Genomic DNA, 21335 nt, shown 5'->3' with positions numbered 1-21335 from the left:
CTCAGCAGTCGCGTGCCAAAAGGGAGTAATCGCTTGAAAATAGCCTTACGAAATGCTGCCAATGCCATCGGGAATTTAAAAGAATCAACACCTCTGAGAAACTTTTTTCATCGAATTAATTTTCGAAAAGGAAGAGTATCTGCCATAAGTGCAACAGCAAGAAAATTAGGTATAATCATTTGGAATATGATTGTGAAAAATACCTCATACCATAATCCAGAAAATTACTTATATTTAGACGAAAAAAGAAAACTAACCGTACAAAAAAGAATACAAAAACAAATGGAAAAACATCAATTCAAAGTTGATGATTTTAATTTTATAACAATTTAGTTTTTAGATATCTATAAAACGTTAGTTAGAATTGTATGAAGACACTGCTCACATTAACAATTTTGATTTTGACGACTTTTGGTTGTGCTAACAAGCAGACACCGAAAGACGAAAAATTACCTGTGACAGAAACTCAAGAAAAAGCAGATACAATCTTCAGACAAGTTTCCGACTTTCCAACAATAAAAGACACAACAAAATTCATTGCAGACCTGCGAAAAATTTTTGAACTTGAAGTTGACGAAAGCCCATTTCAAAAGGCAAATGAAAAAATCACGACATTTAAAAAAGTAAAAATCTACGGTTCAGACAACGACTACTTTTTTATTGAGTATGACTATAAAGTTGGTTGTGGTGCAGCTTTTCCGTATAAGTATCAGTTACTATTGACATCAAACGGAAAACTAGTAAAAACTTTATCTGGACAGCGATACGAATTTATTGAAATTTTCAAAAATGAAAATCCGTTCTTAATGACGGTTGTTGGAACTTCAAAAGGAAACGGTGGACACGAGATATTTAAAATCACAAATGACACTTTAGAAGATGTTTTTGAAAGCAATCTTGACTATTTCGTCCGTACTTATGATGCTCACGAAGACAACTCAATCAATGAACCAAACGAATTAAATTTAAAAGTAAAAGATTATAATAATGACGGCTACACTGACATTTCATTTGTTGGAAAAATAGTTCTTATTCAGGGACAAAATAAAAATGGCGACTGGTTTGACAGCGAAACAATGAACGGAAAGACCGTAACTTATTCTGTTGAAAACCCATTCAAGAAAATTCCAGTAGAATTTGTATTCCTTTACAACAAACGAACTGGACACTTTAAAGCAAGAGAAAATTATACAGAAAAATATAGGCTTGAAGACTAACGAAAGAAGAACAACTACTGGTAACAGGCGTTTGGCAAGATTGCGAATTTTGTAGTAAATTCACGTTTATTTCTCTCAAGAAATTTTATCTTTAACAGAAAATAATCGGTTCCGAAGTTCGCAACCTCGCCAAGCGCCGGGACGTTACCAGCAAGTTTGCCGCAGAATCTTAAAAACAACCAAATGAGAATTAAAACATTATTTTTTTTACTTTTTATATCAACTTTAGCATTTAGTCAATCTAAAGAAAAAATATCGTTAGAATGGAAAATATCCAAAAATGATACTTTGAAATATAAAACTACAATGAATGCTATTAAAGAAAAAAGCGAAGTTTCGAGTAAAAATGACTCTACTTCTATTTTCTCTGATAAAGACTTCGAAAAATTACGAGAATCACTCTCAGAAATTAATTCAGGTATGAAATATCAAACTAATCTTTTCGTAAACAAAAAAAATGAAAAACTAATTGATATTGAAATGCTAATGTTTAACGAAGAAAAAGATAATTCTATTGAGAAGTTTAAAGAAATAATGTCTCAAGAAAAAGCTGAAAATCAACAAAAAGGAAAAAAGAAAAAAGACAAAAATAAAATTGATGAAATAGAAAAAGATAGTCTAAACTTTAAAAACCTTTACAAAGGATTAGTTGGTTTAAATGGCAATGTCGTTTTGAGAGGGAGAATTACTAATTCTGGTGAAATTGTAAGTACATATTATAAAAATTCTCAAAAAAATCTAATTTCAGTATTATTTGAACTTCCAAATAGAAAAGTTGAAATTGGAGAAAAATGGAAACTCAACTTAAGTTTAATCGAAATGGATCAAAATTTTGTTTGCGATAGCTTAAGCAATGAAAACTCTGTTTATATTGAACGAATCGTGGAAAAAGATGGCGACCAAATTGCTGTAATTAAATATAATATAAAAGAATACGTAATCGGAGATTTTAGAAATCCAATGGGTGGAATGTTTGGAATGGAAACTGACAAAAAAACATTTATGAAAATTTCGCATAATGCAACAGGTAATTTTTCAATTCTTAAAGGAAAATGGATTAATTATGAAGGCGTAATGGAAATTGAAAGTAATTTTTCAATGTTTGGCGGAAAATCAAAAACAGAATTCAAACTAATAGAATAAAAAAAACCTGCTGGTAACAGGCGTTTGGCGAGATTGCGAATTTTGTAGTAAATACAGGTTTACATTTCGCAAGAAATTTTATTTTTAACAGAAAATAATCGGTTCCGAAGCTCGCAACCTCGCCAAGCGCCGGAACGTTGTGCGTCATTTTAGCGTAACGAAACTAAAACCAAAAAAAATATGAAATTATATTTATTCCTTTTTGTTGCAATAACTTTAAATTCTTTTTCTCAAGAAAAAATAATAAACGGAGAAATAAAAGATACTGAAAATAAAACTTTCTTACAATACGCTAATATCGGAATTTCAAATAAAAATACAGGAACTGTATCAAGTTTTGATGGTAAGTTTTCTTTAAAACTTAATGAAAGCATTAATGAAAATGATTTGGTAACATTTTCTTATGTTGGTTATCAAACTAAAACAATTGCAATATCTAAACTTAATCTTTTAAATAACGTAATTGAATTAGAACCTGAAAAGAACCAATTAGATGAAGTTGTAGTAAAATTTGTAAAACCCAAACCTAAAATACTTGGAAGAAATTCAAAAGGTTTTGGACTAATGCACACCAATTTTTACACTTATTACGAAAAAGATGTTGATGACCGATTGAGTAAAGAAGTAGGAATGAAATTCAAACTAAAAAAAGATTGCAAAATAAATGATTTAAATTTTAATATAACTTCTAATGAATTTAGTTCTCTAAAATTTAGGTTGAATTTTTATAAAATAGAAAATGGATTTCCAACAGAACTTATTGTTGAAAAAGATATTGTTTTTGAAATCAAAGATGAATTTAAAGGTTGGTTTAATTTAGACTTAAAACCATATGAAATTTATTTAGATAAGGAAACAGAGGATATTGCAATTACAATTCAATGGGTTGAAAGCAAAAAAGCAAACGAAAAAAGCAAATATTTTGGAATATCAACGGCAATGTCTGCAACTGAAACAGGTTTTTTTAGAGAAAAATCTATGGATTCTTGGAAAAAAAGTGGGCAAAGTTTAAGTTTTTATTTAAATACAATGTGTAAATAAAAAAAACGAACGCACAACACACGCTACAAGCAATTTGGGTATTAGGCTTAATGGGAAGTTGGTTTTGTATTTGCAAGATTTGGCAAATCCGAAGAATCGGCTTAATTTAGTCCCAAACTGCTTGTAGCGCGGGGACGTCAGGCTGTGAAAAAACCTCCTTTTCCAGTTAAAACCTCTAGATTTTACTTTACTGTAATTCAAATAAAGCCTTATATTGAATCACTTTTTTTAGGCTGCTAATTTCTCGGGATAAAAATTAGTTGTTGTATGAAGCTTTAAATAACTCGTTTTTAGTAAAAACAAGACTTTTGCCTTGTAGGGTGAATTCCATTTTTGGAGTTTTGCGATCAGATCCGGTACGCCCAGTATATTGATACTGCGTTTGATGTTATAGACCAGCATAATTAAGCTGTGTTCTGCGTTTACTTTTTCGAGTCCCGTTAAGTTGGTGTGGTTATAGCCCCATTGTCGTTTGATAGTCCCAAAGATATGCTCGTTGATTTCCTGTCGCTTGCGATAGAGTTGTGGGTTTTCATCATAACGTTTATTATTTTCTTTTACTGCATCGGCATATTGGCTGCGGTCTATTTCCCTGCCTGCTGCTCTACTGGTACATAAATGTTTTACAGGACATTCTTTGCATTTTGGGGTTCGGTACTTTTTAAAATTATAGCTGTCTTTATCCGTAGTTTTTTTATGCCAACTACCAGTAGTTTTTAGTATTTCACCTTGTGGGCAAGTATAAGTATCGGTCATTTTATCGTATCGAAACCTGGCAACCAGGTAATCCTTAGTTGTACCTTTTTCGTTACTTTTTCCTTGTTCGGGTTGCGCTACAATTGTAGTGATATTGGCTTGTTTGCAAATTTCTATTTGTTTGCCATTATGATAGCCTTTGTCCACTAATGCAGTATAAGTTTCAATTCCTAAATTCTCTTTGGCTTCAAGAGCAATGGCAGATAAAGCACTGCGGTCGTTCTTGTTGATGGTATGAGTGGCTACCACAAGATTGTGTTTGGCATCGACTGCAGCCTGAATGTTAAATGAGATTTCAACCACTTGCCCTTGCACTAATAGGGCTCTGGCATCACTATCGGTGGTGCTTATTTGAGGTTCGCCACTTGCTTCTAGTTTTTCTTCCAGTAATTCATAGCGGATTTTGTTTTGTTTTAAACGTTCAATTTTCTGCTTGATGTTTTTGATTTTTTCAGGGTTCTGCTTTGCATCATTTTCTTCCAAAGCATCAAGGTACTCCTGGGTTTTGATTTCGATGTATTCTAAATGTTTATCTATTTTCTTTTGATTGAAATTAGCTTTACGGCTATTGTGCGCTCGGCTTTTAGTTCCATCAATAGCAATGGTTTCTCCTGCTATTAAATCGGCATCTTTCAGGAAAACTACAAAGAGTTTGAACAGGTTCTTTAATGCAAGGGGATTGTTCTTTCTAAAGTCAGAGATACTGTGGTAGTTGGGACGCATATCTTCTAACAACCACTGCATTTCAATGTTTCTAAAACATTCTTTTTCCAGCTTGCGGCTACTTCTTAATCCATGGAGATAGCCGTATAAATAGATTTTCAAAAACACTTTGATATTATAGCTCGGTCGACCTTCTGATTTAATAGAAGTAACTGCAAAACCAAGTTTTTCCAAATCTAAAAAGGTTACAAAAGCATCTATAAAACGTACTTGATTATCGGCAGATATTGCATCTTCTAAACTTGAAAAACGCATTTGTTGGCGGGAAATTCCTTGTATATGTTGCATTACGAAAAATACGAAAAATCCTGTTTTTAAACAATACTTCCCTATATTTGTTGCTAATCAACGGAAGTTTTTTCACAGACTGACGTTGTATGCAATTTTACAGCAAAACTTTCTAAAAAAGAACTAACAGAATTGAAAATAAATTTATGACTGAATTTTAAAAAAAAATAAAATTAATTGATAATCTCATTATAGAATTACCAATTAACATAAATGATTTAGTAAAAAAAATTGAAAATTTTGTTGACGAAGATAATTATGATATTTTAGAAGGTTTTCGTTCGACTAAAAAAATATTTAAAGGTAAAATTGACAATAAGGGTTTTAAAATATGCAGAAAATTGGGCGGTTCAAACAATACAAAAGTAAATACTATTGCATATGGCAAGTTTAAAGAGCTAAATGCCAAAACGAAAATTGAAATAGAAATTATTGGATTCGATTCTTTTTTTAAATTTTTTTATTGCTTTTTAATTTTGTTTTGGGGCGTTATGATTTTTGCACTGATACTATTTCTAAAAAATGGAAATCAAAATCAATCAGAATTCGGAATGCCAATTATGTTTATGCTTCTATCATTAATTACTATTTTACCGTATTTTCAAATGAAAAAAAGTATTGAACGAATGAAATATGATTTAGAAAGAGAATTCTACTATTTAACAAAAGAATAAAAACTGCCTACAACACACGCTACAACGGATTTGGGCATTTGGCTTAATGGAAAGTTGGTCTTGTACTTGGTATGATTTGGCAAATCCGAAAATAGAACTTAATTTACTTCAAAACCCGCTGTAATGCTAGACCTGAGGGTAAGCTTTGGCAAAATCTGTATAAAATAAAACAATCGTTCAAAGTTAATTTGTAATTTTGAAAAAAGAAAGACAGAAAAAATGGATTTGCAAACTCGAAAATTAAACTTTATAAAAGATTTTCTCAAACTAGAAAGTGAGAAAGCAATTTCTCATTTAGAAAAACTATTACAGAAAGAAACCCAAAATAGTTTTGAGTTGAAACCAATGACAATGAAAGAGTTTCAGAAAAGAATTGATCAATCAACAGAAGATTCTAAAAATGGAAAACTTACCGAGAACAGTAAATTAATTTCCGAAATAGAAAAATGGGATTAGAAATTTATTGGACTGATTTTTCAAAAAAAGAACTAAAAAATATCTTCGATTACTACAAAGAAGAGGCAAGTTTAAATGTTGCAAGAAATGTTGTTCTTGGAATTACAAAAGAAGCGGCGAAACTTAAAAAGAATCCAACTATTGGACAAGAAGAATTACTGGACAAAGACTCTAGAGATTTTCGCTATCTCGTTTTTAAAAATTATAAAATCATTTATTGGGTAAACTTAGAGAAAAACAGAATTGAAGTTTTTGATATATTTGATACGCGACAAAATCCAACAAAAATAAAGCGTACAAAATAAGCCACCTCTAATAAGATGTTTTAACAAATTTTGACTAAGTTTATAATGCAAAGATGTTATTACATTTGACTTCAGTCTGAATGGAATGTTGCAATATAAACCCAAACTTCTCCAAGCTCAAAAACGTCTGGCATAATTGCAAGCTAAAAGAACTCGAAATTATCTGATTACCAGTTACAGATTAGTTTTGAAACGTTACTTAATAATCCCCTCTTTATAAGTAGCAATCGCACGATCTCTCGCAAAAGCATGATCAACCATAGGCTCATTGTAACCAAAATCAAATTCAGGAATCCATTTGCGTATGTAGATTCCTTTTTCGTCAAATTTCTTCAGTTGAATTTCCGGATTGAAAACCCTGAAATAGGGTGCCGCATCACAGCCAGTTCCGGCAGCCCATTGCCAGTTGCCTACGTTGGAGGCCAATTCAAAATCTAATAATTTCTCTGCAAAATAGGCTTCTCCCCATTGCCAGTTAATGAGTAAATGTTTGCATAAAAAACTAGCCACTACCATACGCACGCGGTTGTGCATGTAACCGGTTTCATTGAGTTGTCTCATTCCGGCATCCACCATCGGATATCCGGTAGTTCCGGAACACCAGCGTTTGAAATCGTCTTCGTTATTGCGCCATTGAATTCCATCATAAGCTGACTTAAAATTATGATTGACACATTTCGGAAAGCTAAAGAGAATCTGAATGAAAAATTCTCTCCAGATCAGTTCGCTTAAAAAAGTCTGGTTTTTACGATTCGCCCAGTTCACCAATTTTCGGATACTTACCGTTCCAAAACGCAAATGCGGAGACAAATAAGAAGTTCCATCTAAAGCAGGAAAATCACGGATTTCCTTATAATTCCCAATCTGGGTTAAGTTATGAGGAAGTACTTTTATTGTACTTATCTCAAAACCAATTTGTGATAATTCGGGAAATGGAAATTGTTTTTTTACAAAGCTGCTCAATAATGGTTTGGTGTCATATTCAGGTGCTTGCCCGGAAAGATGATAGTTCTCCAGCCATTTGTTTTTGTAGGGCGTGTAAATCGTGTACGGAAGCCCGTCCGCTTTTGTGATTTCTTTTTCTTCAAAAATCACATGATCTTTGAAAGAAAACGATTCGATATTATTTTGCTTTAATACTTTACCAATGGCCAGATCCCGTTTGATGGCATACGGTTCATAATCTTTGTTAAAAAAAACATTTTGAATGTCGAATTCGGCAATAAGCGAATTCCATACTTCAAATGTTTTTCCTTTTTTGATTAAAAGTGAGGAATCAATTGTTTTAAGTTCCTTGTTTATTTTTTCAAGTGAGTCATAAATAAAACTTACCCTGGCATCATCTTTAGGAAGGTTTTCCAGAATCTCATCATCAAAGATAAAAAGAGGAATCACAGGAAAATCTGATTGCAACGCGTGAAATAATGCGGTATTGTCTTCTAAACGCAAATCACGTCTGAACCAGAAAAGAGTAACTTTTTGTTTTGCCATTGTATGAGTTTTTACTGAATATTTTTTAACACATAGGCACATAGATTTTAATTTCCTGAAAAGGGTATAAAAGAGAAACACATTACTAAATACATAGCTATGTGTTTTCATGCAAGTGAAACGCCTTTAACCACTAAGAGAATCTATGTTTCTATGTGTTTAAACTTAAAATCTGTAATTATAATTTCGAATTGAACAATTCCTCGATCTTATTTCGACGATAATCAAAGATGGTTTTCAGTTTGTTTTTTACTATCAATGTATTCATAAAACGGCCTAAAATTCCTAATGGCAACGCATAATGGACAATGTCTGTCATTTTTGTTTCTCCATTTTCTGTTGATTCAAAAAAATGTTTGTGATGCCATAAAGCATAAGGTCCAAAGCGCTGTTCGTCTATAAAGTATTGGTTTTCCTTGCATACTGTAATAATAGTAACCCAATTAATTTTGATTCCTAAAAGCGGTTTTAAAGTATAGGTGATAATTTGTCCGGGATACATGCGTTTGCCATCAAAATCCTGAATTTCGAAACTCATGTTGTCAAGTGTAATGGTTTGAAGGTTTTTTGGGCTTGAAAAAAAATCCCAGCATTCTTCAACACTGGCGTTTATAAGTTGTTCGGTTTCTATTTTGTATAATTTCATAAATACAATTATTTACGTATAGTTCCTGAAATACGGTTGCGTTAGGGGTTGTAGTGGAGCTCTTTTTGTGGCAGGCATTTATTTCGTTTGTCGCTATCGTTAAGGTCTGCCTGTCACAAAAAAGCGGGAACGGAAAACCCGACCCTTGGGGAACGCCCAAATTATACTACATTTTATAATATTTGAAAGGGACAAATAACATTCCGAAGCATTCTCCATGCTCTTTTCCTAAATGTTTGTGATGAATTTTATGTGCTTTTCGTAATCCGATCAGATATTTGTTTTTGGTATTTTTGAACCATTTAAAACGCTGATGAATTAGCACATCATGAATCATAAAATAGCATATTCCGTATGCCGTGATGCCACATGCTATAAAAAACAAATAATTTAACCCACCCTGCACTCCAAAATAAAAGAGAACAATACTCGGAATGGCGAAAATGACAAAAAAGATGTCGTTGCGCTCAAAAGTGTGCTCGTATTTGGGCTGATGATGGTCGGCATGAAAATACCACATCAATCCGTGCATAATGTACTTGTGCGTGAGCCAGGTCACACATTCCATAAACAGGAACACACCTAAAAAGATTAAAAAAGAAATCATTTTGTATTTGTTGATTTATTAAAATTATTGTTTAAAAAATTTAGGATTAAGCTTTAAATGATAAAAGATTAACTCTAAAGGTTTTTAATTCATTACTTCACTCAATCTTGTCATTCCGACAAAGGAGGAATCTCCGTTGCAAAATCGACAAAGATTATAACCTTTGATTACGGAGTTTCTTGTGAAGATTCCTCCTTCGTCGGAATGACAAAAGAACTAAAAAACCTAAACCAATTTCAGTTTGTAAGTTACAAAAGATTGCGCTAAAAGTCCGGCTTTGGTGTAATTAGAAACGCGGATTCTTGAATTTCCAATTTCTGAACACGGTGTGTTTTTTAGTTTTTTAAGCAATTTTTTATAATAAATAAATGCCGTATAAACACCAAACTTTGCTTCCATAGGCAGCTTCACAATTCCCTGATAGGCAACTTTGAAATCTTCTTCGATTTCGTTGATGATAGCAGTTTTTGCATTTTCATCGAATGAATTCAAATCGGCTCCCGGGAAATAATTTCGGTTTAAAACCAAATTGTCGTCTTTTAAATCCCTCAGGAAATTCACTTTTTGAAACGCAGAACCCAAACGCATTGCTTCATTTTTTAGCTGATCATACTTTTGATTGTTTCCTTTTACAAAAACTTTAAGGCACATTAAACCCACAACATCTGCAGATCCGTAAATGTAATCTTCATACTCAGCTTGTGAGTTGTAAGTTGATTTGATGAGATCTAATTTCATGCTTCGTAAAAATGCCTGAACCAAATCGTCTGTGATATTGTATTGTTTTACAGTGTGCTGGAAAGAGTTAAGTATAGGATTCAGGCTAATTCCTAATTGCATGGCTTTGTAATATTCTTTTTCGAAATCATCGATAAGATATTCCTTTTCGTAATCATGAAAAGAATCGACAATTTCGTCTGCAAAACGTACAAATCCGTAAATGCTGTAAATGGCATCGCGAATGCTGGGCGATAACATTTTAACTGCCAGCGAAAATGAGGTGCTGTAATTTTGTGTAATTAGCTTACTGCATTTAAAAGAAACGGCGTCGAATAGTGCTTTCATTTTTTAAGATCTAAGTGATTTTTGAATTAACTCAGCAACTAATTTTCCTGAAATTAAAGCAGGCGGAACCCCTGGTCCAGGAACAGTTAATTGTCCTGTAAAATATAAGTTACGAACTTTTTTGCTTTTTAGTTTTGGCCTCAAAAAAGCAGTTTGTAATAAGGTATTTGCCATTCCGTATGCATTTCCTTTGTAAGCATGGTAATCTGTTACAAAATCGTTTTTACAGAATGATCTTTTAAAGATAATGTTATTTTTAATTTTTTGTTGCGTAATCTGCTCAAATCGATTAATTATTTTTGCAAAATATTCTTCTCTAAGCAATTGACTGTCATTTATTCCCGGTGCAAGCGGAATTAGGAAAAACCCGGTTTCCATTCCTTCAGGTGCAGCAGTTTCATCTGTTTTTGATGGAAAATTAGCGTAAAATAATGGCGCATCAGGCCATTTTGGATTGTCATAAATATCAGCTGCATGCTGGTTAAAATCGACATCAAAAAATAAAGCATGGTGGGTAATGTTTTCTATTTTTTTATCGAAACCAACAAAAAATAAAAGAGATGAAGGGGCAAAAACTCTGCTTTCCCAATATGTTTCAGAATAAGAACGATGCTGTTTTTCGAGTAAAGTTTCGGTATGGTGATAATCGGCACCACTTAAAATGATGTCAGATTTAATTTTTTTTCCGTCAATTATGATTCCGGTTGCGGTTTGGTCTTCAATAATTATTTTTTCAACAGGAGAGTTCGTTTTTATTGTTACTCCTAATTCCAAGGCTAATTTTTCGATACCACGAACCACATCAAACATTCCGGTCTTAGGATGCCAGGTTCCTAAACCAAAATCGGCATAATTCATAAAATTGTAAAATGAAGGCGTCTTCGAAGGTTTAGCGCCCAGAAACAAAACCGGGAATTCCAGAATCTGAATTAATCTTTCATCTTTGAATTCTTTTCGAATATCAGAACTGACGTTGCTAAGAAACTGGTTAAGTTTTAAAATCGTTTTTGATGTAATTAGTTCCAGAGCAGAAACTCCGGGACGATATACTAAATCTTTTATCGCGATATCATAATTGCTTTTGGCGCTATTGATAAAACTTTGCAGTTTTTGACCACTACCTTTTTCAATGTTTTCAAAAGTCGATTTTATAGCCTCAAGATTATCATGGATAGAAATAAAATCATCTATTCCAAAATAAACCCGATAAGCCGGATTTAACTTTATAAGCTCATAATATTCAGATTGTTTTTTATCGAAGTCGTTAAAGAAACGTTCAAAAACATCCGGCATCCAATACCAGCTTGGTCCCATATCAAAGGTAAAGCCATTGCTTTTAAACTGTCTTGCCCGGCCACCAATTGAATCGTTTTTTTCGTAAATTGTTACCTCATGCCCTTGTTGTGCAAGGTAGCACGAAGCTGCTAAAGCAGAGAATCCAGAACCTATTATGGAGATAGTTTTTTTCATTTGTTTAACAAATGTACAAAAACTTTAAACAAAATTATATTTTATTAATTGTTTCTTCCATAGAATCGAAAACATAGGTTCTTTCAGATAAGTTTCTTCTGTCAATATGTTCTGTCATTTTTCCGATAAGCCAGATTTCATTGCTTTTAAGTAATAATTTTTGTTCCATTGTTTTTACATACTGATTCACTATGTTTCGGTCCGGCTGAACAGTCATGAAGGTCACAAAAGTGATTGTATTAAAATATTTGGTAAGGTCCTGCAGGTTTTCGATAGGCATGCTTTCGCCTAAATAAATAGTTTTATATCCTTGCAGTAAAATTTCATATTGAAGATACAGCAATCCTATTTGATGAATCTCATTCATTGGTAAGGAGAGCACAAAAACTTTATCAGTTTTGGTGGGTTTCAGGATTTGAAGATTTTCTGTATAAATTAATATTTTTTGTTTGATCAAATGGCTCATGAAATGTTCATTTGCCGGGCTTATAGTTTGCGATTGCCATAATAGCCCTAATTCTTTTAAGAGAGGAAGAAAATGTTCCTTAAAAACCTCCTGAAATGATTTTTCAGAAATTAACCAGTCAAAGGTGTTGAAAAAGATTTCCTGATCGAAATTCATCATAGACATCTTAAAGGAATTGATAGCATAGTTCTGTGAATTTTTCATAGAAATAATTTCACGAACTAACTGCGGTATTTTTTCTTCAGGGAAAGTGGCTATTTTAGATATTTTGTACCCATATTCGTGAAGTAATGTAATATTTAGCAGCTTTTGTAAACTGGCTAAATTGTATAGTCGAATATTGGTATCTGTTCGCATAGGTTCAAGAACATTATATCTTTTTTCCCATATGCGAATGGTATGTGCTTTTATTCCGGATAAGTTTTCAAGATCTTTTATGCTGAAAACGGTTTTTATATTGTTTATCATTTCGTAGTATTGGGATAAACAAAAATAGAATAAAAACTGAGATAACCTTACTAACGTGTTTAAAATGATAAAATATTAGAAAGTTACTCGTTCGAAGCTGTTTAACAAGTCTAAATGCAAAATTGTTTTTGAGCCATTTTTGCTTCGGTTGTACATGGTTTTAAACCTGGCGCCATATATAATTTCATTAAAAGTATATGAGGTTCTGGCAGCGACAGTATTACTGAACATATCATCAAAAGTGGTAATGAATACCAAAATTTCACCATGAATTTTCTTGAAATCTTCTTCTGTAAAATTATAGACAGGGCTGTTCTCTGTAATGGGGTGAACTAATGTCCAGCTTAACGAAAGAGCATTAATTCTGTCTAATTCTAAATCAAGATTGTAAAATTTATTGGTCATTATTCCGTTCTCTTCTACCGTCATTCCAAGGGTTACTTTTGCTTTGGCATCTGTAAAATTGGTGTTCTTAAAAGGTACAAGCCGAATCATTAAACCTTTATGGTCCTTGTAAGGAGCAATTAACGCATGGTGCGAAAACTTTAAAAATGCAGTTGGCTTACTGAATCTTCCAAAAAATAAACCGGTAGCAATAGCAAAACTCAAAAGACCAATCAAAGCTTCGGCAGCTGAAAGTGCACTCGTGAAAAATCCCGTTGGACTGATGTGTCCATAACCAACAGTGGTAAAAGTTTGGGCACTGAAGAAATATGCCTGTCCAAATTGTGTCAATACACTTTGAGATTGTGCAATTCCATCAAGATGCTCAATTCCGATTGCGTAATACAGAACGGCAAAAATAAAATTGATTACGATGTAAAATGTAAACAGAATGAGCATAAACTTCCAGTTGGGCATATCAATCATGGTATGGTACCAGCTGATTCGGCGTAACAAGTGCATACCTCTTTTCTCGATATTCGGGGTTCCGTTTTTATTTACAAAACGTCCGCCATAACTATTTGCATTGGTACCGAAACCCGAATTTTGATCTGTTTGGGCTTTGTTATTTATTTTTCTTAAGAGAGCCATTTATTTTATTTTGAGCAAATGTAATACTATCTTTTTAGGCTGGAGATATGCGTTTTTTACAAAAAAAGCAATCTGTAAAATTTGAATTCTACAGATTGCTCAGGAATATTTTTCAGCTACTATATTATTTACAAAAAGTAGCTCTGTTTTTTATTGCACTCTGGCTGCCTAATTCAATGGCTTTAGAGAAATCTTTGCAGCAATTTTTTTTGTCGCCTGATTTGTTATAAGCTAAAGCTCTAAGGTTATAAGCAACATAATCTTTAGGATTTAACATAATGGAATAAGAGCAATCCTTTATAGTTTCAGGATACTTTAATAATTTGTAATTAACGTTAGCCCTTCCGGTAAAGGCATCAGCGTTCATGTTGTCTAATTCGATTGTTTTGCTAAAATCGGCTAAAGCTCCTTCTAAATCGTTGAGCTTGTATTTGGCAACACCTCTGTTTTGATAAGCCTCAACAAATTTTGAATTCATACTGATTGCTTTCGTATAGTCTGCAATAGCGCCTTTAGTGTTTCCTGCTTCGGCTTTTTTCATTGCCTTGTCAAAATAGGCAGTTGCAGATTGTGACCATACAGAACAGGTCGCCATAAAAAATAAAGTAAGTAATACGTGTTTCATAAAAACTAATTTGGGGTTAAATTAATATGTGACGAATATAGAAATATTTATTTTCTAAGAGAAGGTGTTTTACTTAAAAAAATGGAAATTAAAAATTAAATTTTCTGTACAATGCAAGTAATCAATTTTTAAAGAATGAGGGAATATTTGGGATTAAAATATATTCCTTGATTATAGAATCTATTAAATGTCGCCTTTATTTGAAATTATATGTCAAAAACATCTAATAATGCGTTTAAAAAAACTATCATGTGTTGGCGGCCTGCAAAGCCGTAAAATCAAAATTAAATCTCGAAATAAATCAAAAACATCGTCTATTATTTACAAATAAAATCTGAAAATTAAATTGTTACGTTTTATATCCGCAATAGAAAACGTTTTCGTTGTTTTTAGTTGTTAAACCTTATTAAAATTTCTTTTTTTGTTTTGATACTTTGCTTACTTTCGCACCCATATGAAAAGAATAATTGTATTTATGGTATTTATGAATTTCCTTCTGTTTGGCGGAGGGCAATATCTAAGTGCGGGTACACATCAAAATTCTGGTCATACTTACGGGCACAAACACCATATAAAATATACCAGTCAGGAGCAGGGAAGTTCTATTATAGAAGAAGCCGATCTGGATCTGGATGAGGAATATTCCGGTGATGCTCTTAAAAACGGTTTAACAAATAAAGTTTTTACTGCAAATTACAGTCTGCTTGATAATTGGTATTTGACGTTCTCAGATCAAATTACGGTTAATTATCACAGCCACTTCAAATTTTTCGTGCCCTTCTGCGGCAATTCAAATCCTATTTATATTACGCAGCGCGTTTTAAGAATCTGATAAATATTATACATCAGTTGCCTGAGTTATGAGCATTCATATCTCATAGATGTATATTTTTTTACTTCTTTCATGGTACAGTTCTGTTCTGACTATGGTTACTGGTGCTTTTACTTTTAAGGGAATTTTTGCATTCCCGATATTCAATCGCTTAATTTCCATACTTAAATCATGAAGAGAATTGTTGTATTAGCAGGCTTAATAGCCTTGGTGTGCCTAACCAGTTGTACGTCTAAAAAAGAAGAAAAAGAGGAAGCGGAAAAATTCACGGTTACCAATCCGGTTAGAATTGACACTTCATTTACCAAAGAATATGTTTCGCAGATTCGCTCTGTACGAAACATCGAAATCCGCGCCCAGGAAAAAGGGTTTTTGCAAAATATTTATGTTGATGAAGGTCAGTTTGTTAAAGCCGGCCAGATACTATTCAGAATCATGCCGAAAATGTATGAAGCGGAACTGCTTAAAGCACAGGCAGAACAGAAAGCAGCTGAAATTGAATTGCTAAATGCCAAAACACTGGCAGATAAGAATATTGTTTCTAAAAACGAACAGGCAGTAGCGCTGGCCAAAGTGCAATCAGCTAAAGCTGAGGTTGCTCTGGCAAAACTTCATTTGTCTTTTACAGAAATCAGAGCTCCTTTTGACGGAACGATTGATAGAATTCCTTTAAAATTAGGAAGTCTTATTGACGAAGGCGAATTGTTAACCAGCCTTTCAGACAACAGTCAGATGTTTGCTTATTTCAACGTTTCGGAGCCGGAATACCTTCAATATCAAACCAATGTGAAAGACCGTGCCGAAAACACAGTAAACTTACTTTTGGCAAACGGTGAATCTTTTAAATACAAAGGTAAAGTAGAACTTATTGAAAGTGAATTTGATAATGAAACCGGAAATATTGCTTTTAGAGCAAGGTTTGCTAATAACGGGAAACTGCTTAGAAACGGAGAAACCGGAAAAGTTCAAATGCTGGTTCCTTTGAAGAATGCTGTTGTAATTCCGCAAAAAGCAACTTACGAAATTCAGGACAAAAAATATGTTTTTGTTGTAGGCAAAAACAATAAGGTAAGTTCAAAAGAAATTACGATTACAGGCGAAATTCCGGATTTGTATGTGATAAGCAGTGGAATAACTGAAAATGATAAAATTTTACTTGAAGGTGTTCAGAAAGTAAAAGAAGATGATAAGATCAATTACAGTTATATAGCTCCTCAAAAGGTGATCAAAAATTTACGATTAAAAGCGGAGTAAGTTTTGTTTAAGTTTTTTCAGGTTTTTAAAGTTTTACGCTGAGTTTTAAACCTGAAACTTGAAACATTCCAATTAGTCTAATCATTAAAAAATATTTAAATGTTTAATAAATTTATACAAAGACCTGTACTGTCGATCGTTATATCGTTGGTAATTGTCTTTTTAGGGATATTGTCGGTAATAAGTTTACCGATCACCCAGTTTCCTTCGATTTCTCCTCCGATGGTTAATATCACGGCAGATTATCCGGGATCGAATGGTGAGTTGATGATCAAATCGGTTATTATTCCGTTGGAACGCGCCCTTAACGGTGTTCCGGGAATGAAATATATGACATCTGATGCCGGAAATGACGGTGAAGCCAGTATTCAGGTGGTTTTCAATTTAGGTACAGACCCAAATCAGGCAGCTATCAACGTTCAGAACCGTGTGGCATCGGTTACCAATAAACTTCCTCCTCTGGTAGTTAGGGAAGGGGTAAAAATTACCCGTGAGGTTCCAAGTATGCTGATGTATGTGAACCTTTACAGTAACGATAAAAATACTGATATGAAGTTCCTTTACAATTATGCAGATATCAATATACTGTCAGAATTGAAAAGGGTAAACGGTGTTGGTTCGGGAGATATTTTAGGAACACGTGAATATGCTATGCGTATCTGGTTAAAGCCTGACCGAATGCTGGCGTATAAAATTTCAGCCGAAGAGGTAATGGAAGCATTATCAAGCCAGAGTTTAGAAGCTTCGCCCGGTAAAACGGGAGAGAGTTCCGGTAAACGTTCTCAGGCATTCGAATATGTATTGAAGTATTCAGGGCGTTTTACAACTAAGGAGCAATACGGTAATATTGTAGTAAGATCTAATCCTAATGGAGAACTTTTACGTTTAAAAGATATTGCCACTGTAGAATTTGGAAGCTCGATGTATGATATTTATTCCAATTTAAATGGAAAACCATCTGCAGCAATCGTATTGAAACAATCTTTTGGAAGTAATGCGAATCAGGTTATTGAAGATGTAAAATCCAAACTGGAAAAAATCAAAACCAAATTTCCAAAAGGAATGGATTATGAAATTTCGTATGACGTTTCTAAATTCCTTGATGCTTCTATCGAAAAAGTAATTCATACTTTAATAGAAGCCTTTATTCTGGTAGGTTTAGTAGTATTTCTTTTCTTGGGAGACTGGCGTTCTACCGTTATCCCGGCAATTGCGGTGCCGGTTTCGCTGATTGGAACTTTTGTATTCATGACCTTCTTCGATATTTCGCTTAACCTGATTACTTTATTTGCACTGGTACTGGCAATTGGAGTCGTCGTCGATGATGCGATTGTGGTTATCGAAGCTGTTCACGCCAAGATGGAAGAAGAACATCTGTCGCCATTTAAAGCTACAAAAAAAGCGATGCACGAAATTGCGGGGGCTATTATTGCAATCACTTTTTTAATGGCGGCAGTATTTATTCCGGTTGCGTTTATGTCAGGTCCTGTGGGGGTTTTCTACAGACAGTTCTCGATTACAATGGCAACTGCAATTATACTTTCGGGTATTGTGGCTTTAACTTTAACGCCTGCACTTTGTGCGATGATGCTGAAAAATAATCATGGTAAGCCTAAAAAGAAAACACCGGTAAACAGATTCATTGATGGTTTCAACAATAAGTTTAACCTGGCTCAGGGTAAATACCAAAATGTATTGGCAAAAATTGTAAACAGAAGAGCCGTAACTATTATTGCACTTCTTGGATTTTGTGCCGGAACCTGGTTAATCAGCAGCACGGTTCCTTCCGGATTTATTCCGAATGAGGATCAGGGAATGTTCTATGCCATTATCCAGACACCTCCGGGTTCATCATTAGAGCGAACAAATAATATTGCAGAGAGATTGCAAAAAATAGCCGAAGGCATAGAAGGGGTGAAATCAGTTTCATCACTTGCAGGTTATGAAATCCTGACGGAAGGTACCGGAGCGAATGCGGGAACCTGTCTGATCAATTTAAAAGACTGGAATGATCGTAAACAATCTGTTCAGGAAATTATGATCGAACTCGAAGAAAAATCGAAAGACATTCCTGGAGCCAATATTGAATTTTTCCAGCCACCTGCAGTTCCGGGATATGGAGCAGCTGGAGGATTTGAACTTCGTCTTCTGGACAAAACGGGTACAAGTGATTTCAAAAAACTGGAAGAAGTCAATAAAGAGTTTGTAGAAGAACTGAACAAACGTCCTGAATTAACAAACGTCTTCAGTTTCTTTAGTGCGAGTTTTCCTCAGTATATGATGAAAGTAGATAATGATCTGGCACAGCAAAAAGGCGTTTCGATCGAAAATGCAATGAACACTTTATCAACGCTTGTAGGGAGTAACTACGAAATCAGTTTCATTAAATACGGAATCAACTATAAAGTAATCGTTCAGGCGGCACCGGAATATCGTGCTCAGCCGGATGATATCTTAAAACTGTATGTAAAAAATGACCGGGATGAAATGGTTCCTTTTTCAGCTTTTATGAAACTGGAAAAAGTATACGGACTTTCAGAAATTACGCGTCATAATATGTATACTTCAACCGAAATCAGTGGTGGTCCTGCTATAGGATATAGTTCAGGAACGGCTATCAAAGTTATTCAGGAAGTAGCGGCCAAAAAATTACCGAGAGGATATGATATCGACTGGGCAGGTATTTCTGCCGATGAGGTAGCGCAGGGCAATCAGGCCATTTGGGTGTTCTTAATCTGTTTAGGATTTGTTTATTTGGTTTTAGCAGCGCAATACGAAAGTTTCATTTTACCATTATCAGTAATTCTTTCGTTGCCGGCGGGTATTTTTGGAGCTTTCTTTTTATTGAAATTAACCGGATTAGAAAATAACATTTATGCTCAGGTTGCCATGGTAATGCTTATTGGACTGCTGGGTAAAAATGCCGTACTGATTGTAGAGTTTGCGATTCAAAGGCATGCCGCAGGAAAATCAGTTTTGGAAGCTGCAATGGAAGGCTCAAAAGCCAGGTTTCGTCCTATTTTGATGACTTCATTTGCGTTTATCGCCGGATTATTACCGCTAGCTTTTGCAACCGGTCCGGGTAAAATTGGAAACAGAACCATTGGTACAGCAGCGGCAGGAGGAATGCTTATTGGAACTATTTGCGGAGTATTTGTGATTCCGGGATTGTATTACATTTTTGGTAAAATTGCCGAGAAACACAAATTGGTGAAACATGAAGAAGAAAATCCATTAACTGAAGAAATTGATAACAATCATGTATAAATTTAAATTATATCAATGCAGTATTGCAGCAAGTATTTGTCTTGCTGCAGTAAGCTGTAAGGCTCCCGCTCCAGAGGTGTCAACTGCCAGCAAACCGGTTCCTGAATCTTTTGGTTATGCCAAAACTCAGGACACAACCTCAACGTCAGCTATTGCGTGGAAGGACTTTTTTAAAGATAAAAACCTGACAGATTTAATTGATGTCGCCCTGAAAAACAATCAGGAGTTAAATATTACGCTTCAGGAAATTGAAATAGCCAAAAACGATATTCGTATCAAAAAAGGGGCTTACCTGCCAACAGTTGGTGTGCGTGCCGGAGCCGGAGTTGAAAAAGTGGGTCGTTATACCAGTCAGGGTGCCGGAGATGCGACCACAGAAATTAAACCAGGCAAAGAAACCCCGGATCCGCTTGGTGATTTTACGATTGCTGCTTACGCTAACTGGGAAGTAGATATCTGGAAAAAACTGCGTAATTCTAAAAAAGCGGCTGTAACCCGATATTTAGCCACGGTTGAAGGAAAGAATTTTGTAGTAACTAATCTTATTGCCGAAATCGCTGACAATTATTATGAACTGTTAGCCTTGGATAGTCAACTGGATATTGTAAAACAGAACATTCAGCTCCAAACCAATGCTTTGGAAATTGTAAAAGTTCAGAAAGAAGCAGCAAGAGCAACAGAATTGGCTGTTCAAAAATTTCAGGCTGAGGTTTTGACTTCTAAAAGTATGGAATTCGACATTCTTCAAAAGATAAAAGAAGCTGAGAACCGAATCAACTTCTTGTTAGGGCGTTATCCGCAGGAAATCAAAAGGGAAAAAACCAATTTTATCGATTTGGTACCGGCTACCGTAAATTCCGGAATTCCTTCGCAATTACTGCAAAACCGTCCCGATGTAAAACAAGCAGAATTAGAACTGGCAGCAGCAAAACTGGATGTAAAAGTAGCTCGTGCCGAGTTCTATCCATCACTGGATATTTCAGCTGCGGTGGGTGTACAGGCCTTTAATCCTTCGTATTTGTTTACGTTTCCGGAGTCTATTTTGTATTCATTAGCTGGAGATCTGGCTGCACCGCTGATCAACAGAAATGCCATCAAAGCAGAGTTTTCAAGTGCCAATGCAAGACAGCTTCAGGCCTTGTATAATTATGATCGTACAATTTTGAATGCCTATCTGGAAGTTTCCAATCAACTTTCAAAAATTGATAACCTGCAAAAAGGATACGATTTAAAATCACAGCAGGTAGATGCCTTAAATAAATCGATTGATGTTTCTAATGATTTGTTTAAATCTGCCAGAGTAGATTATTTTGAAGTTTTGATGACACAGCGTGATGCCTTAGAAGCCAAACTGGAATTAATAGACACCAAAAAAGAGCAATTAAACGCAACAGTTCATGTTTACAGGAACTTAGGCGGTGGCTGGAAATAATATCATTTTTTATATTAATAGTTGTAGGACTGAACCTCCCGGAAAGTAAAATTTCGGGAGGTTTTTTGGTTTGT

General features: G+C 34.4%; 19 protein-coding genes and 1 pseudogene. 11 read left to right on the top strand and 9 right to left on the bottom strand.

What is annotated here, in order from left to right; genetic code table 11:
• The 4 genes and pseudogenes from FLACHUCJ7_RS13190 to FLACHUCJ7_RS13175 all read left to right on the top strand — a co-directional run.
• A pseudogene (locus FLACHUCJ7_RS13190) lies at nt 1–333 on the top strand (hypothetical protein); the annotation flags it as partial.
• 35 nt (nt 334–368) lie between these two features.
• The gene (locus tag FLACHUCJ7_RS13185; protein WP_180909193.1) at nt 369–1217 is read left to right on the top strand and encodes a hypothetical protein; all 849 of its coding nucleotides are present in this window, start codon (nt 369–371) and stop codon (nt 1215–1217) included.
• Nucleotides 1218–1400: 183 nt separating this feature from the next.
• Nucleotides 1401–2360 (top strand): hypothetical protein, encoded by a 960-nt coding sequence (locus FLACHUCJ7_RS13180; RefSeq protein ID WP_180909192.1) that lies wholly within the window; start codon nt 1401–1403, stop codon nt 2358–2360.
• 180 nt (nt 2361–2540) lie between these two features.
• On the top strand, nt 2541–3401 hold the full coding sequence (locus FLACHUCJ7_RS13175) for a carboxypeptidase-like regulatory domain-containing protein (RefSeq protein WP_180909191.1): 861 nt from the start codon (nt 2541–2543) through the stop codon (nt 3399–3401).
• Between the two features lie 228 nt (nt 3402–3629).
• Here FLACHUCJ7_RS13175 and FLACHUCJ7_RS13170 read toward each other — a convergent pair whose 3' ends face one another.
• On the bottom strand, nt 3630–5168 hold the full coding sequence (locus tag FLACHUCJ7_RS13170) for an IS1182 family transposase (protein WP_230408821.1): 1539 nt from the start codon (nt 5166–5168) through the stop codon (nt 3630–3632).
• 341 nt (nt 5169–5509) lie between these two features.
• Here FLACHUCJ7_RS13170 and FLACHUCJ7_RS13165 point away from each other — a divergent pair, with 341 nt between their 5' ends.
• From FLACHUCJ7_RS13165 to FLACHUCJ7_RS13155, 3 genes are all read left to right on the top strand, one after another.
• Nucleotides 5510–5842, top strand: a complete 333-nt coding sequence (locus FLACHUCJ7_RS13165; RefSeq protein WP_180909190.1) for a hypothetical protein — start codon at nt 5510–5512, stop codon at nt 5840–5842.
• Nucleotides 5843–6061: 219 nt separating this feature from the next.
• Entirely contained in the window at nt 6062–6298 is a 237-nt protein-coding gene (locus FLACHUCJ7_RS13160) for a hypothetical protein (RefSeq protein WP_078225975.1), read from the top strand.
• Nucleotides 6289–6603 carry a type II toxin-antitoxin system RelE/ParE family toxin gene (locus tag FLACHUCJ7_RS13155; protein ID WP_180909189.1) on the top strand — a complete coding sequence of 105 codons (315 nt, stop codon included), beginning with the start codon at nt 6289–6291 and terminating at the stop codon, nt 6601–6603. The genes FLACHUCJ7_RS13160 and FLACHUCJ7_RS13155 overlap by 10 nt, the downstream gene beginning before the upstream one ends.
• 195 nt (nt 6604–6798) lie before the next feature.
• Here FLACHUCJ7_RS13155 and FLACHUCJ7_RS13150 read toward each other — a convergent pair whose 3' ends face one another.
• The 8 genes from FLACHUCJ7_RS13150 to FLACHUCJ7_RS13115 form a co-directional block, all read right to left on the bottom strand.
• Nucleotides 6799–8094: a cryptochrome/photolyase family protein gene (locus tag FLACHUCJ7_RS13150; protein WP_180909188.1), complete on the bottom strand. Its 1296-nt coding sequence runs from the start codon at nt 8092–8094 to the stop codon at nt 6799–6801.
• A 178-nt stretch (nt 8095–8272) separates the two neighbouring features.
• A complete protein-coding gene (locus FLACHUCJ7_RS13145; protein WP_078225977.1) occupies nt 8273–8740 on the bottom strand; it encodes an SRPBCC family protein in 468 nt (155 codons plus the stop codon).
• Between the two features lie 166 nt (nt 8741–8906).
• Nucleotides 8907–9347, bottom strand: a complete 441-nt coding sequence (locus tag FLACHUCJ7_RS13140; RefSeq protein ID WP_078225978.1) for a sterol desaturase family protein — start codon at nt 9345–9347, stop codon at nt 8907–8909.
• Between the two features lie 225 nt (nt 9348–9572).
• Nucleotides 9573–10412 carry a phytoene/squalene synthase family protein gene (locus FLACHUCJ7_RS13135; protein WP_180909187.1) on the bottom strand — a complete coding sequence of 280 codons (840 nt, stop codon included), beginning with the start codon at nt 10410–10412 and terminating at the stop codon, nt 9573–9575.
• Between the two features lie 3 nt (nt 10413–10415).
• The gene (locus tag FLACHUCJ7_RS13130; RefSeq protein WP_180909186.1) at nt 10416–11882 is read right to left on the bottom strand and encodes a phytoene desaturase family protein; all 1467 of its coding nucleotides are present in this window, start codon (nt 11880–11882) and stop codon (nt 10416–10418) included.
• Nucleotides 11883–11916: 34 nt separating this feature from the next.
• Complete coding sequence (locus tag FLACHUCJ7_RS13125; protein ID WP_031457353.1) at nt 11917–12816, bottom strand: MerR family transcriptional regulator; 900 nt, start codon at nt 12814–12816, stop codon at nt 11917–11919.
• Nucleotides 12817–12891: 75 nt separating this feature from the next.
• Nucleotides 12892–13851, bottom strand: coding sequence for an ion channel (locus FLACHUCJ7_RS13120; protein WP_031457354.1), 960 nt, complete (start codon nt 13849–13851; stop codon nt 12892–12894).
• A gap of 124 nt (nt 13852–13975) precedes the next feature.
• Entirely contained in the window at nt 13976–14476 is a 501-nt protein-coding gene (locus tag FLACHUCJ7_RS13115; RefSeq protein WP_031457355.1) for a tetratricopeptide repeat protein, read from the bottom strand.
• A gap of 454 nt (nt 14477–14930) precedes the next feature.
• Here FLACHUCJ7_RS13115 and FLACHUCJ7_RS13110 point away from each other — a divergent pair, with 454 nt between their 5' ends.
• The 4 genes from FLACHUCJ7_RS13110 to FLACHUCJ7_RS13095 all read left to right on the top strand — a co-directional run bounded on the left by FLACHUCJ7_RS13110 (nt 14931) and on the right by FLACHUCJ7_RS13095 (nt 21261).
• A complete protein-coding gene (locus FLACHUCJ7_RS13110; RefSeq protein WP_031457356.1) occupies nt 14931–15308 on the top strand; it encodes a hypothetical protein in 378 nt (125 codons plus the stop codon).
• A gap of 171 nt (nt 15309–15479) precedes the next feature.
• Nucleotides 15480–16562, top strand: coding sequence for an efflux RND transporter periplasmic adaptor subunit (locus FLACHUCJ7_RS13105; RefSeq protein WP_078225982.1), 1083 nt, complete (start codon nt 15480–15482; stop codon nt 16560–16562).
• Nucleotides 16563–16661: 99 nt separating this feature from the next.
• Nucleotides 16662–19829 carry an efflux RND transporter permease subunit gene (locus tag FLACHUCJ7_RS13100; protein ID WP_180909185.1) on the top strand — a complete coding sequence of 1056 codons (3168 nt, stop codon included), beginning with the start codon at nt 16662–16664 and terminating at the stop codon, nt 19827–19829.
• Nucleotides 19822–21261, top strand: a complete 1440-nt coding sequence (locus FLACHUCJ7_RS13095) for a TolC family protein (protein ID WP_180909184.1) — start codon at nt 19822–19824, stop codon at nt 21259–21261. The genes FLACHUCJ7_RS13100 and FLACHUCJ7_RS13095 overlap by 8 nt, the downstream gene beginning before the upstream one ends.
• Nucleotides 21262–21335: the final 74 nt, after the last annotated feature.

The sequence above is a fragment of the Flavobacterium salmonis genome, assembly GCF_903819435.1.
Lineage (GTDB): Bacteria > Bacteroidota > Bacteroidia > Flavobacteriales > Flavobacteriaceae > Flavobacterium > Flavobacterium chungangense.
Note: the sequence above shows the minus strand (reverse complement) of the source record. Positions and strands in the feature narration are given on the sequence as shown.

Bases quoted from the DNA above. Each gene is read 5' to 3' on its own strand.
- FLACHUCJ7_RS13115 (WP_031457355.1), bottom strand. From the start codon at position 14,476: ATGAAACACGTATTACTTACTTTATTTTTTATGGCGACCTGTTCTGTA.
- FLACHUCJ7_RS13135 (WP_180909187.1), bottom strand. From the start codon at position 10,412: ATGAAAGCACTATTCGACGCCGTTTCTTTTAAATGCAGTAAGCTAATT.
- FLACHUCJ7_RS13185 (WP_180909193.1), top strand. From the start codon at position 369: ATGAAGACACTGCTCACATTAACAATTTTGATTTTGACGACTTTTGGT.
- FLACHUCJ7_RS13100 (WP_180909185.1), top strand. From the start codon at position 16,662: ATGTTTAATAAATTTATACAAAGACCTGTACTGTCGATCGTTATATCG.
- FLACHUCJ7_RS13120 (WP_031457354.1), bottom strand. From the start codon at position 13,851: ATGGCTCTCTTAAGAAAAATAAATAACAAAGCCCAAACAGATCAAAAT.
- FLACHUCJ7_RS13095 (WP_180909184.1), top strand. From the start codon at position 19,822: ATGTATAAATTTAAATTATATCAATGCAGTATTGCAGCAAGTATTTGT.
- FLACHUCJ7_RS13130 (WP_180909186.1), bottom strand. From the start codon at position 11,882: ATGAAAAAAACTATCTCCATAATAGGTTCTGGATTCTCTGCTTTAGCA.
- FLACHUCJ7_RS13125 (WP_031457353.1), bottom strand. From the start codon at position 12,816: ATGATAAACAATATAAAAACCGTTTTCAGCATAAAAGATCTTGAAAAC.
- FLACHUCJ7_RS13150 (WP_180909188.1), bottom strand. From the start codon at position 8,094: ATGGCAAAACAAAAAGTTACTCTTTTCTGGTTCAGACGTGATTTGCGT.
- FLACHUCJ7_RS13175 (WP_180909191.1), top strand. From the start codon at position 2,541: ATGAAATTATATTTATTCCTTTTTGTTGCAATAACTTTAAATTCTTTT.
- FLACHUCJ7_RS13170 (WP_230408821.1), bottom strand. From the start codon at position 5,168: ATGCAACATATACAAGGAATTTCCCGCCAACAAATGCGTTTTTCAAGT.
- FLACHUCJ7_RS13110 (WP_031457356.1), top strand. From the start codon at position 14,931: ATGAAAAGAATAATTGTATTTATGGTATTTATGAATTTCCTTCTGTTT.
- FLACHUCJ7_RS13105 (WP_078225982.1), top strand. From the start codon at position 15,480: ATGAAGAGAATTGTTGTATTAGCAGGCTTAATAGCCTTGGTGTGCCTA.
- FLACHUCJ7_RS13155 (WP_180909189.1), top strand. From the start codon at position 6,289: ATGGGATTAGAAATTTATTGGACTGATTTTTCAAAAAAAGAACTAAAA.
- FLACHUCJ7_RS13180 (WP_180909192.1), top strand. From the start codon at position 1,401: ATGAGAATTAAAACATTATTTTTTTTACTTTTTATATCAACTTTAGCA.
- FLACHUCJ7_RS13145 (WP_078225977.1), bottom strand. From the start codon at position 8,740: ATGAAATTATACAAAATAGAAACCGAACAACTTATAAACGCCAGTGTT.
- FLACHUCJ7_RS13160 (WP_078225975.1), top strand. From the start codon at position 6,062: ATGGATTTGCAAACTCGAAAATTAAACTTTATAAAAGATTTTCTCAAA.
- FLACHUCJ7_RS13140 (WP_078225978.1), bottom strand. From the start codon at position 9,347: ATGATTTCTTTTTTAATCTTTTTAGGTGTGTTCCTGTTTATGGAATGT.